General features: G+C 70.4%; 11 protein-coding genes. 3 read left to right on the top strand and 8 right to left on the bottom strand.

Annotation, left to right across the window (positions count from 1 at the left end; translation table 11 throughout):
• Nucleotides 1-12: 12 nt before the first annotated feature.
• On the bottom strand, nt 13-567 hold the full coding sequence (locus ACWGIH_RS11970; RefSeq protein ID WP_361832984.1) for a peroxiredoxin: 555 nt from the start codon (nt 565-567) through the stop codon (nt 13-15).
• Nucleotides 568-696: 129 nt separating this feature from the next.
• On the opposite strand from ACWGIH_RS11970, the gene ACWGIH_RS11965 reads away from it, so the two are divergent.
• The gene (locus ACWGIH_RS11965; RefSeq protein WP_453450299.1) at nt 697-1,635 is read left to right on the top strand and encodes a LysR substrate-binding domain-containing protein; all 939 of its coding nucleotides are present in this window, start codon (nt 697-699) and stop codon (nt 1,633-1,635) included.
• A gap of 36 nt (nt 1,636-1,671) precedes the next feature.
• On the opposite strand, the gene ACWGIH_RS11960 is transcribed toward ACWGIH_RS11965, so the two are convergent.
• From ACWGIH_RS11960 to ACWGIH_RS11950, 3 genes are read right to left on the bottom strand one after another with little or no spacing between them, the layout of a single operon-like run.
• Entirely contained in the window at nt 1,672-4,092 is a 2,421-nt protein-coding gene (locus tag ACWGIH_RS11960) for an FtsX-like permease family protein (protein WP_453450300.1), read from the bottom strand.
• Entirely contained in the window at nt 4,089-4,775 is a 687-nt protein-coding gene (locus ACWGIH_RS11955) for an ABC transporter ATP-binding protein (protein WP_453450301.1), read from the bottom strand. Before ACWGIH_RS11955 ends, ACWGIH_RS11960 begins: the two co-directional genes overlap by 4 nt.
• On the bottom strand, nt 4,772-5,299 hold the full coding sequence (locus ACWGIH_RS11950; RefSeq protein ID WP_453450303.1) for a PadR family transcriptional regulator: 528 nt from the start codon (nt 5,297-5,299) through the stop codon (nt 4,772-4,774). Before ACWGIH_RS11950 ends, ACWGIH_RS11955 begins: the two co-directional genes overlap by 4 nt.
• Nucleotides 5,300-5,536: 237 nt before the next feature.
• Here ACWGIH_RS11950 and ACWGIH_RS11945 point away from each other — a divergent pair, with 237 nt between their 5' ends.
• A complete protein-coding gene (locus tag ACWGIH_RS11945; RefSeq protein ID WP_453450304.1) occupies nt 5,537-7,801 on the top strand; it encodes a transglycosylase domain-containing protein in 2,265 nt (754 codons plus the stop codon).
• 78 nt (nt 7,802-7,879) lie between these two features.
• Here ACWGIH_RS11945 and ACWGIH_RS11940 read toward each other — a convergent pair whose 3' ends face one another.
• From ACWGIH_RS11940 to ACWGIH_RS11925, 4 genes are all read right to left on the bottom strand, one after another.
• Nucleotides 7,880-10,000: a SpoIIE family protein phosphatase gene (locus ACWGIH_RS11940; RefSeq protein WP_453450305.1), complete on the bottom strand. Its 2,121-nt coding sequence runs from the start codon at nt 9,998-10,000 to the stop codon at nt 7,880-7,882.
• A gap of 55 nt (nt 10,001-10,055) precedes the next feature.
• Nucleotides 10,056-10,748 (bottom strand): class I SAM-dependent methyltransferase, encoded by a 693-nt coding sequence (locus ACWGIH_RS11935; protein WP_453450306.1) that lies wholly within the window; start codon nt 10,746-10,748, stop codon nt 10,056-10,058.
• Between the two features lie 127 nt (nt 10,749-10,875).
• The gene (gene fomD, locus ACWGIH_RS11930; RefSeq protein ID WP_453450307.1) at nt 10,876-11,562 is read right to left on the bottom strand and encodes a cytidylyl-2-hydroxypropylphosphonate hydrolase; all 687 of its coding nucleotides are present in this window, start codon (nt 11,560-11,562) and stop codon (nt 10,876-10,878) included.
• 103 nt (nt 11,563-11,665) lie between these two features.
• Nucleotides 11,666-13,078, bottom strand: coding sequence for a class II fumarate hydratase (locus tag ACWGIH_RS11925; protein ID WP_453450308.1), 1,413 nt, complete (start codon nt 13,076-13,078; stop codon nt 11,666-11,668).
• 122 nt (nt 13,079-13,200) lie between these two features.
• Here ACWGIH_RS11925 and ACWGIH_RS11920 point away from each other — a divergent pair, with 122 nt between their 5' ends.
• The gene (locus tag ACWGIH_RS11920) at nt 13,201-14,751 is read left to right on the top strand and encodes a ricin-type beta-trefoil lectin domain protein (RefSeq protein WP_453450309.1); all 1,551 of its coding nucleotides are present in this window, start codon (nt 13,201-13,203) and stop codon (nt 14,749-14,751) included.
• The last annotated feature ends 50 nt before the right edge of the window (nt 14,752-14,801 follow it).

The raw sequence follows: 14,801 nt of genomic DNA, 5'->3' as shown, positions 1-14,801 counted from the left end.
AGATAGCTCCGTTCACTCGCCCGAGAGCAGCGCGACCGGGTCAAGGGTCTCGTCGCCCTGGGTCCAGTTGCAGGGGCAGAGCTCGTCGGTCTGGAGCGCGTCGAGGACCCGGAGGACCTCCTTGGGGTTACGGCCCACGGAACCGGCGGTCACCATCGTGAACTGGATCTCGTTGTTCTGGTCGACGATGAAGACGGCGCGCTGCGCGAAGCCGTCCTCGCCCTCGATGCCGAGGTCACGCATGAGCTCGTGCTTCGAGTCGGCCAGCATCGGGAAGGGCAGGTCCGTCAGGTCCGGGTGGTCCTTGCGCCAGGCGTGGTGCACGAACTCGGAGTCACCGGAGAAGCCGAGGATCTGGGCGTCGCGGTCAGCGAACTCGTCGTTCAGCTTGCCGAAGGCGGCGATCTCGGTCGGGCACACGAAGGTGAAGTCCTTGGGCCACGCGAAGACGATCTTCCACTTGCCCTCGTAGGTCTTGTGGTCGATCTGCTTGAACTCGGCGCCCTTCTCCAGCGAGACGCAGGCGGTCAGATCGAACTGGGGGAACTTGTCACCGACAGTGAGCACGGACTCTCCTTGCAGCATAGGAACCCGGGTAAGGGGCTCCAGGGGGTTGGACTGCTGTCGATCGTGGCACAGAGTGCATTGATTAGGGAAATAGCTACACTTTGTTCTGTTGATCGGAGGTGGCTATCAGTGCGAGCCATAAATAGGGGCAAGCAGCCCAGCCTGGCGCAGTTGCGCGCCTTCGCGGCCGTGGCCGAGCATCTGCATTTCAGGGACGCAGCGGTAGCAATAGGGATGAGTCAGCCCGCGCTCTCCGGCGCCGTTTCCGCCCTGGAGGAGACACTCGGTGTCACCCTGTTGGAGCGTACGACCCGCAAGGTGCTGCTCTCGTCGGCCGGTGAGCGCCTCGCGGTGCGGGCCAGGGCCGTGCTCGAAGAGGTCGGGGCGCTGATGGAGGAGGCGGACGCGGTGCGCGCGCCGTTCACCGGGGCGCTGCGGCTCGGCGTGATCCCGACCGTGGCGCCCTACCTGCTGCCCGCGCTCATCGGTCTCGTCCACGAGAAGTACCCGGACCTCGATCTCCAGGTGCACGAGGAGCAGACGTCCTCACTGATCGAGGGCCTCGGTGCCGGACGGCTCGACCTGCTGCTGCTCGCCGTGCCGCTCGGCGTGCCCGGAGTCACCGAACTCCCGCTGTTCGACGAGGACTTCGTGCTCGTCACGCCCCTTGACCACTGGCTCGGCGGGCGCGAGGGAATCCCGCGCGAAGCCCTGCGCGAGCTGAACCTGCTGCTGCTCGACGAGGGCCACTGCCTGCGCGACCAGGCCCTGGACATCTGCCGGGAGGCCGGGCGCGCGGACGCCCCGGTGACCACGACGGCCGCCGGGCTCTCCACCCTCGTACAGCTGGTGGCCGGCGGGCTCGGCGTGACGCTGCTGCCGCGCACCGCGGTCCGCGTCGAGACCAGCCGCAGCAACCAGCTGCTCACCGGGTACTTCGCGGATCCGGCACCGACCCGGCGGATCGCCCTGGCGATGCGTACGGGCGCCGCGCGCGCGGCGGAGTACGAGGCGCTGGCCGCCGCGATGAGGGGGGCCGTGAAGCCGTTGCCGGTGCGGGTGTTGTGACCCCGCACCGGCAACGCACCGCCCCTGGCGGGGGAGTTACTCCGTGCGCAGGCCGTCCGGGCGCATCATGCGCCACAGCGGCGGCAGGCTGAGCAGCGTCACGACCGCGACGAGGGCGGCGCCCGCGACCGTAAGCGGGGCGAAGAGCCACCAGTCGGTGACCGAGTGCTGGATCATGCGGACCATGACCCAGCCGAGGCCGATGCCCCCCGCCACGGCGAGCGCCAGGCCGATCGCGACCGGGATCGCGGTCTGCCACAGGATCGACCAGGCCATCGACGCGCGGCGCGTGCCGAACGCAGTGAGCGCGGCAAGGAGGCGCTTGCGCTCCCGCAGTTGCTCGATCATCGAGACCAGCATGGACGCCGCGATCAGCGCCATCGTCGCCATCGCGCCGACCTGCAGGCCCTTCTGGATGGTGGCGTACTGCTTGTCGCGCTCGATCGCCCGCAGCGTCCGCACGTCGAGGAACGGGTCGACGTGCGCCCCGGCGTTGCGGATGTACTCCTCGGCGTCCGGGACGTCCGGGTCGACCTTGATCATCGCGGTCGTCGCGGCGTCGGCCATCTTGGACAGGTCGATCGCGCCGGGCGTGGCGAAGATGCCGTTGTGCAGCTCGCCGCCCGGGTCGGAGCGGGCCTTGACCGTGCGGGAGTCGGCGGGCAGCGTCCACGGGACGTGCCGGTGGCCGGGCTCGTCCCAGCTGATGGCGTTCAGGTCGACCGGCTTGCCGGGGCGCGCCGCTTTGTCGACCCACTTGTCCATCGCGGTGCCGGTGTGCACGACGAAGGTGTCGCCGTCCTCGCAGCTGCCGATGCGGGCGAGCTCGCGCAGGTTCGCGCAGGTGGCGACCGTCAGCTCCGTGGTGGGCCGCATGTCGTCCGCCTTGAGCTTGCCCGGCTTGACGACGTACGTGGACACCGTGCCGATGACCTTCTCGACGCCCTTGGTCGTGCGGAACGTGTCGATCATCCGCTCGGCGAGCTCGCCGTCGCCGACGTCGGCCGTCACGACCAGCTTGGCGCGGGCGGGATTGTTGTCGGTCGCCTGGTTGAAGTCGTCGTGCATCGCGACGAACAGCATCTGCAGGGCGACCGCGCCCGCCACGGCGACGGTGATGCCGCTGACCGCCCGTGCCGCTGTACCGCTGCTCAACTGAAGCCTGCGGGTGGCCAGTTGCCAGGGGATGGGGCCGCCGCCGCGCAGCCGACGCACGCTCGCCTCGACGAGCCAGGGCAGCAGCGCCGCCAGGCCCACCAGGGTGAGCGTCGCGCCCGCGCCGATGGCGAAGACCGGCGGTGCCATGTCGCCGCCGACCTGGCCCGCGGCCAGCAGGATCCCGAGGCCGAGGAGCGGCATCACGATGCGCCACCACAGGCGGCGCTTGCGGGGCTTGCTGCTGCGCACGACGCCGAGCGGCTCGATGGAGACGGCCCGCAGCGAGATCAGCGTGACCAGGACGGCCGTGACCGGCACGGCGAGCAGGATCAGCACGGCGAGGGCGGGCACCGGCACCACGTCGGAGGGGAAGGCGCTGATCTTCCACCCGTCGAGCGTGCCGATCACCTCGCGCACGCCCAGGAAGAACAGACCGCCCAAGGCCATGCCGAGCAGCGCGCCGCACAGGGCCTCGCCCGCCGCGATCCGCCGCACGCTGTGGGCGTCGGCGCCGACGAGACGCAGCGCGGCGAGACGCCGGTCGCGCCGGTCGCCGCCGAAACGGACCGCCGTGCCGATGAAGATGATCACCGGGGTGAGCAGGACCACGCAGATCAGGACCACCAGGACGACCAGCATCTGGTCCAGGGGTTCCGCGGGCTCCTTGTAGCCGAAGCTTTCCACGCGGTGGCCGCCCTTGGCCGGGGTGAGGGCATCGGAACCGGCGTAGTAGTAGAGCTCCTGGGGGTTGGTCAGGCCGGCGTCGCCGATGGTGCCGGTGACGCGGTACTGGCTGTACCGCTCCTTGAGGAGGGCGCCATCGGAGCTTCCGAGGAGTTCGCGCAGGGCGGGCGACACGACCATCTCGCCGTCCGCCGGGATCTTCTTCAGGCCGGGCGGCAGGGCCGGGTGCGAGCCCTCGGCGCGCAGCACGCGGCCGCTCACCGTCTTGTCGCGGAAGTCGGTGGGAACGTCGCGTTGCAGGACCGTGGAGTCCGACCGCTCGACCTTCTTGCCCGAGAACTCGCCCTCGGCGGAGCGGGCCACCGAGCGGTCCTCGCGGTTCTGGAGCAGGTTGGGCACGGATGCCGCGCCGAGCAGCAGGGCCACGCCGAGGCCGACGCCGACCGCGGTCAGGAGGGTGCGGGTCCAGCCCTCGCGGCCGCCGCCGACGGCGAAGCGGATGCCCATCGCGAGGTCGCGGACGAAGGCGCGGGGTCCCCCCTTGGACACAGTCGCGGTGTCGTCGGCGAGCGGCGGCCTCGGGCCGGTGGCCTTCGCGCGGGTGTCGAGACTCATATCGCCCGCTCCATGTCCCGTGACCTGCCGTCGCGTACGACGATCTCGCGGTCGGAGTAGGCGGCGACCCGCGTCTCGTGCGTGACCAGGACCACGGCGGCGTTCGTCGAGCGCGCCGCGTCGGTGAGCAGCTCCATGACGCGCTCGCCGTTGAGGGAGTCCAGGGCGCCGGTCGGTTCGTCGGCGAAGAGCACGCGGGGGCTCGTGGCGAGCGCGCGGGCCACGGCGACGCGCTGGCCCTGCCCGCCGGAGACCTCGCCGGGCCGCTTGGCGGCGACGTCCTCGACCTCCAGGCGCTCCATCCAGGTGCGGGCGGTCGCTTCGGCGTCCCTGCGCTTCGCGCCGTTGAGCCGCAGCGGAAGCGCGACGTTCTCCACGCACGTCAGCTCGGGGACGAGCTGCCCGAACTGGAAGACGAAGCCGAACTCGCTGCGGCGCAGGGCGCTGAGCGTGGCGTCCGGCAGGCCGGTGAGCTCACGGCCGTTGTACGTGATGGAGCCCGAGTCGGGCCTGACGATCCCCGCGAGGCAGTGCAGGAGCGTGGACTTGCCGGACCCGGAGGGGCCCATCACGGCGACGACCTCGCCGGGGTGGATGGAGAATTCGGCGTCGTCGAGCGCGGTGGTCGGACCGTACGCCTTGCGGAGCCCGGAGGCGGTGAGAAGGGAACCGGCGGGGGTCATGCGGGGCGGACCTCCTGGGCGAGCTTGCCGAGGCGTGCGGCGGCGAGTTCGAGCCAGCGCAGATCGGCTTCGAGGTGGAAGAGGGCGTGATCGCAGATCAGCTGGTCGGCGAGGTCGCCCTTGCGCTTGCGGTCGGTGAGTATGCGCATCAGGCGCAGGTGCTCGGCGCGCTGGGCGTCGAGCATCTCCGAGGCGTCGCGCTCGGTGAGGAGGGCGAGGACGACCTTCGTGTAGAGGGTCGACTGGAGGTAGGGCTCGGGCTTCTCGGGGGTGGCGAGCCAGCGCTCGACATCGGTGATGCCGGCTTCGGTGATCGCGTACCGCTTGCGCTCGGGACCGCCGCCCGCCTCTATGCCGTCGACCTCGACGAGGCCGTTCTTCAGGAGGCGGGACATGGTCGAGTAGACCTGCCCGTAGTGCAGGGGTTTGTCGTGCCCGAACTTCTCGTCGAAGGTGCGCTTGAGGTCGTAGCCGTGGCGCGGGCCCGACTCAAGAAGGCCGAGGAGGGTGTGACCGATGGACATGCGGAGCACTCTACACCGTGTGTATACGTGGCATGTATACCTGTCACGGACAGCTCACAGGTTCGAAAGGCGGGCAACCTTCTGGGGCTTGTGTTCGTCGGTACTCAAGGGCAGGTGCTCTTTGTCACGTCCGGAAAAGACCGGATCGGCATGAGTTTGTCCCAGGGTGCGGTGTTAGCTTCATGAGCTGACTCGACGTACGCATGAGGACTAGACGGAAGCGGAGCACTCAGAGCCATGGGCCGAGCGGAAGAGCGACAGGCGCGGCAGCGCGGCGCGCGCCGGGCAGCGCGCGTACGCCCCGCCGGCGGCGGCAAACCCAAGCGCACGGGCATACGCCGCTTCTTCACGCTGAAGAAGATACTCGGGACGTTCTTCGGGCTCTGCCTGCTCGGCATGCTCGGCTTCGTCGTCCTCTACATGATGGTCGACGTGCCCGAGGGCAACGCCGCGGCAAAGCTCCAGAGCAACGTCTACAAGTACAAGAACGGCGATGTCATCGCCAGGACCGGCGAGCTGAACCGCGAGGTCGTCGACCTGGCCAAGGTGCCCAAGAAGGTCCAGCGCACGTTCGTGGCCGCCGAGAACAAGTCCTTCTACAAGGACAAGGGCGTCGACTTCAAGGGCACGGCCCGCGGCCTGATCAACACCGTCACAGGCAAGGGCAAGCAGGGCGGCTCGACGATCACCCAGCAGTACGTCAAGAACTACTACTTGACGCAGGATCAGACGGTGACCCGTAAGTTCAGGGAACTGGTCATCTCGCTGAAGGTGGACCAGAACAGCAGCAAGGACAAGATCCTCGCCGGGTACATCAACACCAGCTACTACGGCCGCGGCGCCTACGGCATCCAGGCCGCCGCCCAGGCGTACTACGGCATCGACGCCGAGAAGCTGAGCGTCTCGCAGGGCGCCTACCTCGCCGCCCTCCTGCAGGCCCCGAGTCAGTACGACTGGACGTCCGCCACGGACGCCAGCCGGAAGCTGGTCGAGGCGCGCTGGAACTACGTGCTCGACAACATGGTCGAGGAGAACTGGCTGTCGGCGAGCGAGCGCGAGGGCCTGACCTTCAAGAAGCCGATGTCCCCCAAGGCCGCGCCCGGCCTCGAGGGCCAGGCCGGCTATCTCGTGAAGGAGGCCAAGGCCGAGGTCATGAAGGCCGGTCACCTCAGCGAGGAGCAGTTCGACGCGGGCGGCTACACGATCACGCTGAACATCGACAAGAAGAAGCAGAAGCTTCTGGAGAAGGCCGTCGACAAGGAGCTGAACAAGCAGCTCGACCCGGACAAGCGCAAGGCCGACGCCCGGGTGCAGGCGGGTGCCGCGTCCGTCGACCCCAAGACCGGCAAGGTCCTCGCCATGTACGGCGGCGAGGACTACGTCAAGCACTACACGAACAACGCCACCCGGCGTGACTACCAGCCGGCCTCCACCTTCAAGCCGCTGATCCTCGCCGCGGCCCTGGAGAGCGGCGCCAAGACGCAGTCGGGCCAGCCGATCACGGCCAACACGATCTACGACGGCACCAGCAAGCGCCCGGTCAAGGGCAGCGACGTCGCCTTCGCGCCGCCGAACGAGGACGACAAGAGCTACGGCCAGGTCACCGTCCAGAAGGCGATGAACAAGTCCATCAACTCCGTCTTCGCGCAGATGGGCGTGGACGTCGGCATGGACGAGGTCCTGGAGACCGCGGGCAAGCTCGGCATGGACGTCGAGGATCTGCCCGCCGTGCCCGCCCAGACCCTGGGCACCATGGGCGCGAGCCCGCTGGAGATGGCGGGCGTCTACGCGACGCTCGACAACCACGGCAAGAAGGTCACCCCCCAGATCGTGGCGTCCGTCGAGCACAAGGACCGCACGATCGAGCTGCCGGACGCGATCGGTGAGGAGGTCGTCGATCGGGGCACCGCCGACTCGCTCACCTCGGTCCTGACCGGCGTGGTCGACGACGGAACGGGCCGCGCGGTGCGCAGCCCCGTGCAGGACGTGGCGGGCAAGACCGGTACGTCCGACGACAACAAGTCGGCCTGGTTCGCCGGTTACACGCCGAAGCTCGTCACCGCCGTCGGCCTCTTCGGTGAAGGCGCCGCGGGCACGGCCGAGGAGAGCAAGCAGGTCTCCATGAAGGGCGCGGGCGGACTGCCGCGCGTCGACGGCGGCAGCTTCCCGGCGCAGATCTGGGCGGCGTACACCTTCGACGCGATGGGCTCGCCCAGCGAGTTCGACCTGGACACCTCCATGGGCGCGGCCATCGCGCCGCCCCCGGAGCCGACGACGCAGGCCCCGAAGGAGCCGACGGAGGAGCCCTCGGAGACCGAGGACCCGACGACGAAGCCGCCGACGGACGACCCGACGACGGAGAAGCCCACGGAGGAGCCGACCACCGAGGAGCCGACGGAGGAGCCCACCACCGAGGAGCCGACGGACGACCCGGACGAGCCGGACCCGACGGACTCCATCGAGATCCCGGAGAACCCGAACGGGCGGCCCGCCAGGGACTGACGGCCACCCGCCGCTCGACGCGAAGGCGCCCGGAAGCACTTGCTTCCGGGCGCCTTCGCCGTGTGCACCGCTGCCGGCTCAGCTGTGGTTCAGCTCGAACCAGACCACCTTCCCGGTGCTCAGGCGCGTCGCGCCCCACCGCCGGGCCAGCTTGTTGACCAGGTAGAGCCCGCGGCCGCCCTCGTCCGTGGCCCGCGCCTGCCGCAGCCGCGGCAGTTGCGGCACGTCGTCGCCGACCTCGCAGCGCAGCACGTCCGTACGCAACAGGCGCAGGGTCACCGGCCGTGACGCGTACCGCACGGCGTTCGTCACGACCTCGCTGACCAGGAGCTCCAGGGAGTCCGTCAGCTCTTCGAGGCCCCAGCGCTCCAGGGCGCTGCGGGCCAGGCGGCGGGCGCGGGCGGGCGTGGCGTCCTCCGGTTCCAGGAACCAGTACGCGACGTCGCTCGGCGCGATGCCGTCGAAGCGGGCGGCGAGCAGCGCGATGTCGTCGTCCCGGTCGCCGGGGCCGAGCATGTCGAGCACGTCGTCGCAGAGGGCTTCCAGGGGCGGCGGATGGTCCGGCCCGGTCAACTGGGCGGTGGCGGCGAGTCGTTCGCGCAGCTGCTCTATGCCCGTCCACACGTCACGCAGGCGGGACTCGACGAGGCCGTCCGTGTAGAGCAGCAGTGTGGCGCCCGCGGGCGCGTCGAGCTCCACGGCCTCGAAGTCGACGCCGCCCACGCCGATGGGAGCGCCCGGCGGGACCCGCAGGACTTCCGCGCGGCCGCCCAGGTGCAGCAGGACGGGCGGCGGATGACCGGCGTTGGCGATGGTGATGCGGTGCGCGACCGGATCGTAGACCGCGTAGAGGCAGGTCGCCATGCGGTCCGAGCCGAGCCGCTGGGCCTGCTCGTCCAGGTGGTGCAGGACCTCCTGGGGCGGCAGGTCGAGCCCGGCCAGGGTCTGCGCGGTCGTCCGCAGCTGGCCCATGATCGCCGCCGATGTCATGGAGTGCCCCATGACATCGCCCACGACGAGCGCGACCCGGCTGCCGGGCAGCGGGATCGCGTCGTACCAGTCGCCGCCGACCCGGGCCGTCTCGGCGGCCGGGAGATAGCGGGACGCGAGGCGCACGCCGGTCGGACGCGGCAGGGTCTCGGGCAGCATCGTGCGCTGCAGCTCGTCGGCGATGTACGCCTCGCGGCCGTAGAGCACCGCCTTGTCGATGCCGAGCGCGCTGTGCGTGGCCAGCTGGGCCGCGACGAGCAGGTCGTCGTTCTCGAACGCGGGCCGGTCGGGGCGGCGCAGGAACACCGCGGCGCCGATCACCCGGCGCCTGCCCCGCAGCGGCGCGAGGATCGTCCGCTGCCCCGTGGGCACCGTCCGCCCCTCGCCGAGCAGTTCGGGCAGGGCCGCGCGGGCCGCGGGGGCGTCGGCGAACACCGGGCGCACGCCGCGCAGGACCTCGGCGAGGGTGCCGCCGGGGCGCACCTCGCACAGCTCGGCGGTCGTCACCAGGTCGCTCTGCACCTGAAGGGAGGGCAGGGCGGCGCCGTCGGTGTCGGGCTCCTCCGCCCCCTCTTCGATGGAGCGCAGCCGGTCGGTGCGGCGCAGCCGCAGGATGAGCGCGCCGCTGGGCCGCTCCTCGCCGACCGGCAGCGGGTCGCGCAGATAGACCAGTATGGCGTCGGAGAACGTCGGCACCGTGGCCCGGCACAGGCCCATGACGATCTCGTCCAGGTCGATGCCGCGGGCGATGCGACGGGTCGCGGCGCCCACGAAGCGCAGCCGGTCGCCGTCGCGCCGCATCGCCGCGGGGCCGGACCCCGCAGGTCGTGGCTGTCCCGTACGCCGCTCCTCACCGCCAGGGGCGCCCGGGGGGACGCCGTCGGGATCGTTGTGCCCACCGCCGTGCCCGCCGCTGTGCCCGCCGCCGTGCCCGTTGCCTTGACCGCTCCCTTGCCCGCTTCCCTGGTCGGGGCGCGGCCGGTGCGGGTCGGGCTGCTGTCCGGGGACGCCGGACGGCTGGGAGTGCTCGTCGCTCGGGCTCGCCGTGCAGTCGCCCGCACGGACCTGGGCCTGCGCGGGCAAAGCGGCCGCGCCCGGGGTGTCCCGCGCCTTCCGGGCACGCGCCTGCGCCCCGCGGGGATCCGCGGGGGCGGCGGGCCGGGCAGCTCGCGGCTGTCGGCCCTCGTCGGGGATGGAGTGCTCCGTCACGCGTTTCGAATCCGTCCGTCCGGGGCTGCGCCTTGGTGTCCGGTGGCTACGTTGGTCAGCCGCGTCGGCAGTGCATAAAGAGCTGGTGCTCGGGTGGTACGTCGGTGCTCGCCGGGGCGTAGGAGTACGTGTCCTCGTCGACGATGTCGAAGCCCGCGTCACGTACGACCTGCCGCAGTTCCTCCCGCAGGTAACCGGATACCCGGATTGTGTGCCCCAGGAACGGAATTCCCGCGTCGTCCAGGTCGGCCTCGACCATGGACAGCGCGAGCAGGCCGCCGGGGCGCAGCAGACCGTGCAGCAGCCGCAGAGCGTACGGGATTTCGGCGCGCGGCAGCATCAGGAGCGCGAAGAATGCCGCGATCCCGTCGAACTTCCCGACGCCGTCCGGGCCTTCGGCACGCAGCGCCGCCACGTCGAGCTGCCGGAACTCGGCGTTGTGCGCGGGCACGTTCTTCCTGGCGAGGTCGAGCATGCCCGAGGAGAGATCGATGCCGAGGACGTGGTGCCCGGCGTCGGCGAGCTGCCGGGAGGTCGGGACGCCCGTGCCGCAGCCCACGTCGAGCACCCTGGAGCCGGGTGGCAGCGCCTCGGCGAGCCTGCGGCCCGCGGCCACCTGCCCGTCCTTGTGGGGAAAGGCCTCGTCGTAGTGCCTGCCGATGGCGTCGAAGGCCTCGGCCTGGCCCGTCCGGTCGGGCAGCGCGCCGGATGGCCCGCCGTACCCGTCGAACTCGCTCGCCTCGCTCACGTTCTGCCGCCCTTCGATGACATCCTGTCAGGCAACGCGCAAGCTCAGGGAGTTGCTGCTGAGTTGCTGCTGTGCGCCCTTGCGGAGGACGATCCTACGTTTGAACCATGGGGGCGCATCAAGGGTCTCATGACGTCATATGCGCGGGCGTGCGATCCCAGTCGTCCGGAAGGGCCGGAATCGCCCAGTCCGGATCGGGGCGCCAGTGCGGCCAGTTGTCCGAAAAGGGCCGCCCCCACGAGCGGATCACGTCGATGGCGGCATGCCCCGCGGCCCGCACGTCCCGTGCCTTTTCCGCCCCCATCAGACCGGCGCGCCGGGCCTGGGCGAACTCGTCCTCGTCGTGCCACTGCCACGTCCGGTCCGGTCGCACGGAGATGTCCAGAAAGTGATCCTCGGAATCGATGCCTCCGGCCCAACGGGCGCGTGGCTCCTCGAGGTTCACGTACCAGTTCTTGAACCGCCATCCCGGGTCCCAGAACAGCCACACCGACCACGGCTCCGCGGGGCGGGCCAGCTTCAGCACGCCGGTGCCGAACCAGCGGTCCCTGCGCAGGGCGCGAGGCTTGGTGTAGCGGGTGGCGAGTGGTTCCTGATGGACGGAAGTCCCGTCGGCCATGACGGGTTTCACGCATTCGGTGCCGGGGGCCAGCCAGACGGCGAGCAGCTCTTCCGTGTCCTGCACGACCGTGACGGGCCGGCAGATGTGCATGCTGTTACCGGCGTTCTCCTTGTACCGCCACAGGACGTGGGAACCGGGGGCCCAGCGTGCTGTCTCGCTGCTCGTCGTTGGCGGCGTGGTCAGGTCTGTCATGCAGAGATATTAGTCGGCGCCCGGACAAGCTCTTCGGAACGTGTCCGGGCGTAAAGGAAAACAGCCCATGGATGCGCCCCATGGATGCTCCCTGCGAGGCGTCCTATGGATGCGTCATCCGCAGGACGTCCAGTGCCTCGTCCAACTGCGTCAGGGAGAGCTCGCCCCGCTCGACGTACCCGCCCTCCAGGACCACCTCCCGGATGGTCTTCCGCTCGGCCAGCGACTTCTTGGCGACCTTCGCCGCCTCCTCGTATCCGATGTACTTGTTCAGCGGGGTGACCACGGAGGGCGAGGACTCGGCGTACTCCCTGGCCCGCTCGGCGTTCGCGGTGATTCCGTCCACCGTCCGGTCGGCGAGGAGCCGCGAGACGTTGGCGAGGAGCCGCACGGACTCCAGGACGTTCTTGGCGATGACCGGCAGCATCACGTTCAGCTCGAAGTTGCCGGCGGCGCCCGCGGCGGCAACCGTCGCGTCATTGCCGGTGACTTGAGCGGCGACCATGAGCACCGCTTCCGGGATGACCGGGTTCACCTTTCCCGGCATGATCGAGGAACCGGGCTGCAGGTCGGGCAGGTTGATCTCGGCGAGGCCGGTCCGCGGGCCCGAAGCCATCCAGCGCAGGTCGTTGGCGATCTTCGTGAGGCCGACGCCGATCGTCCGCAGCTGCCCGCTGGTCTCCACGATGCCGTCACGCGCGCCCTGGGCCTCGAAGTGGTCCCTGGCCTCGGTGAGCGGAAGCCCCGTGGCCCGTGCCACCTCGTCGATCACGGCCGCCGAGAAGCCGGGCGGGGTGTTGATCCCGGTGCCCACCGCGGTGCCGCCGAGGGGCAGTTCGGCCAGGCGGGGCAGCGAGGCCTCGAGCCGCTCCACGCCGTAGCGCACCTGGGCCGCGTAGCCGCCGAACTCCTGGCCCAGGGTCACGGGCGTGGCGTCCATCAGGTGCGTGCGCCCGGACTTCACCACGTCGGCGAACTCCGCCGACTTCCGCTCCAGGGCGGTCGCCAGGTGTTCGAGCGCGGGGATCAGGTCCTGTGTCACGGCGCCGGTGGCCGCGATGTGGATCGAGGAGGGGAAGACGTCGTTCGAGGACTGGGACGCGTTCACGTGGTCGTTCGGGTGGACGCTGCGGCCGAGCCGCTCGGTGGCCAGCGTCGCGAGGACCTCGTTGGTGTTCATGTTGGACGACGTGCCGGAACCGGTCTGGAAGACGTCCACGGGGAAGTGCTCGTCCCAGCGCCCCTCGACCACCTCGCCCGCCGCGTCCGCGATCGCGTCGGCGACGTCCTTGTCGAGCACCCCGAGGTCCGCGTTGACCTTCGCGGCCGCCGCCTTGATCCGGGCGAGCGCGGCGATGTGCGCGCGCTCGAGGCGCTGTCCGGAGACGGGGAAGTTCTCCACTGCCCGCTGCGTCTGCGCCCGCCACTTGGCGTGCTCGGGGACCCGTACCTCGCCCATGGAGTCGTGCTCGATCCGGTACTCACCGCTTGCGCTTGCGCTGGCGTCGCTGGTCATGCCTCGAACCTACCTCTCCGTCAAACCTCGCTGAAAAGTTGAGCACTTGTCTTGTTCTAGGTATTCCCAAGGCTCTTACTCACCAGTAAAAACCGTGGGTAACACCAAACCGGGGAGGCGCAATGAAGCGCACCAGACAAGGCCGCCAGGGCAGGCCGCGATGTATGTTCGCGGCGGCCGTGGCGATGGCGGCGGTGCTCGGCACCGTGGCGGGCACGCCTGCCCAGGCGGCGGACGGCAAGGACCGCGGGAGCGTCGCACCCGCTGCCACGCCCCTGCCGCCGGACCTGGAGAAGATCCGGGCGGCCGAGGCCACCGAGCTCTACGGCGACCCGGCCGAGCGCCCGCTCGCCGACCGCAGGACCGGGCTGATCTCCCTCGGCGACAGCGAGATCTCGGGGGAGGGCGTCGGAACGTACGAACCCGGCACCGACGGCCCCGACAACTGGTGCCACCGCTCCCCGGACGCCGCGATCCACCGCACCGGCATCCCCGCGGACGAGACGTACAACGTCGCCTGCTCGGGAGCGCAGACCGTCAACATCAGGATCGGCGGCCAGAAGCAGTACCCCGACGAGCTGGTGCAGAGCGACAACCTCGCCGTCAAGGCGCGCAACACGAAGATCAAGGCGGTGCTGCTCGTCATCGGGGCCAACGACGACCTCCAGTTCGCGCCCGTGATGACCGACTGCGTGACGCGTTTCCTGCTCAGCCAGGGCGCCTGCGCGGGCAAGTACACGGCGGGCTGGCAGGCGCGGGTCGACGCGCTCGTGCCCAAGGTCGAACAGTCCGTCCGCGACCTGAAGACCGTCATGAGGGACGCGGGGTACGCGGGCGACGACTACAAGCTGGTCGTCATGGGCTACCCGAGCCCGATCGGCCCCGACTTCCGCGACAACCCCAAGTTCCCCGGCAAGCTGGCGTGCGGCGGTCTCGGCTACGACTCCGATACCGAGTGGGGCCGCAACTACGCCGTCCCCACCTTCGAGACCGGCATGCGCAAGGCGGTCAAGGCCGCGGGCGCGACCTACCTCGACAACTCCCGCCTCTTCCACGGCCATGAGGTCTGCATGGAGGACACCTGGGCGCGCGGTCTCTACGTGGACCTCTCCCACCCGTTCCCGCCGGACTCCAATTCGGTCCGCCAGTCCTTCCACCCCAACGCCCGCGGCCACGCCGCCTTCGCCTCCTGCCTGACGCAGATCTACGACTCCGGCCTCAGCGAGGGCGGTTGCGCGGACCCGGCGAGCACGGGCAGCCCGAAGCTCTACCCGGGCGCCTGGGACGACGCGTACAAGCCGCTCAAGAACGCGGGCACGGGGACGTGCGTGGACGTCGACGCGTCGAAGAGCCGTAACGGCACCAAGGTCCAGGGCTGGGACTGCACCGGCAACCGCAACCAGACCTGGTGGTACGACGGCGGGCCCGGCGGACAGCGGTCCCTGCACACGGGCCTGACCCAGGACCGCTGCCTCGACGTCCCGGGCACGGCAAGGGAAGGCACCGCCGTGACGCTGTGGAACTGCCACGGCGGCGCCAACCAGAAGTTCGTCCGCGAGGCGGACACCCTGCGGCCCGCCGCCGACACCGGGCTCTGCCTGACCCTGGCGGCAGCCAAGGAGCCGCTGCGGCTCCAGAAGTGCTCGGGGGCGGCGAACCAGCGGTTCGCCTGAGAGCGCGGTACGGCTACGGCCCCTCCACGCGCGCGTGGAGGGGCCGTAGC

It is taken from the genome of Streptomyces sp. NPDC054872 (genome assembly GCF_053610705.1).
Note: the sequence above shows the minus strand (reverse complement) of the source record. Positions and strands in the feature narration are given on the sequence as shown.